Origin of the sequence: Arthrobacter sp. GCM10027362, from assembly GCF_042679445.1 — a bacterium.
GTDB lineage: Bacteria > Actinomycetota > Actinomycetes > Actinomycetales > Micrococcaceae > Crystallibacter.
Genome location: NZ_JBHTML010000435.1, coordinates 1 through 674 on the forward strand (window position 1 = coordinate 1; position 674 = coordinate 674).

At 71.5% G+C, this 674-nt stretch carries 1 pseudogene; it reads left to right on the plus strand.

Going from position 1 to position 674, the window contains the following annotated elements:
- A pseudogene (locus tag ACFQ36_RS23210) lies at nt 1–674 on the plus strand (glycine dehydrogenase (aminomethyl-transferring)); the annotation flags it as partial.

Genomic DNA, 674 nt, shown 5'->3' on the forward strand with positions numbered 1-674 from the left:
TACCAGCCCGAGATCTCCCAGGGCCGGCTCGAGGCGCTGCTGAACTTCCAGACGATGGTCGAGGACCTCACCGGGCTGCCGATCGCCAACGCCTCGCTGCTGGACGAGGCCACCGCGGTGGCCGAGGCGGTGCTGCTGATGCGCCGGTCCAACAAGGCCGCCGCCGACGGCAGGACGGTCCTGGACGCGGACCTGCTGCCGCAGACCATCGCCGTGGTCACGGGCCGCGCGAAGGCGCTGGACTTCGAGGTCGAGGTCGCGGACCTGTCCGCCGGGCTGCCCGACGGCGAGATCTCCGGCATCGTGCTGCAGCAGCCGGGCGTCTCGGGGCGCGTGTTCGACCACTCCGGTGTCATTGCCGCGGCCAAGGAGCGCGGCGCCATGGTCACCGTGGCCGCGGACCTTTTGGCCCTGACCCTGATCACCCCGCCCGGCGAGCAGGGCGCCGACATCGCCGTCGGTACCGCCCAGCGTTTCGGCGTGCCGCTGTTCTTTGGCGGCCCGCACGCGGCCTACATGGCCGTGCGCACCGGCATGGAGCGGACCCTTCCGGGCCGTATTGTGGGCGTCTCCAGCGACAACACCGGCACCCCGGCCTACCGGCTGGCGCTGCAGACCCGCGAGCAGCACATCCGCCGCGAGAAGGCCACTTCCAATATCTGCACCGCACAGGC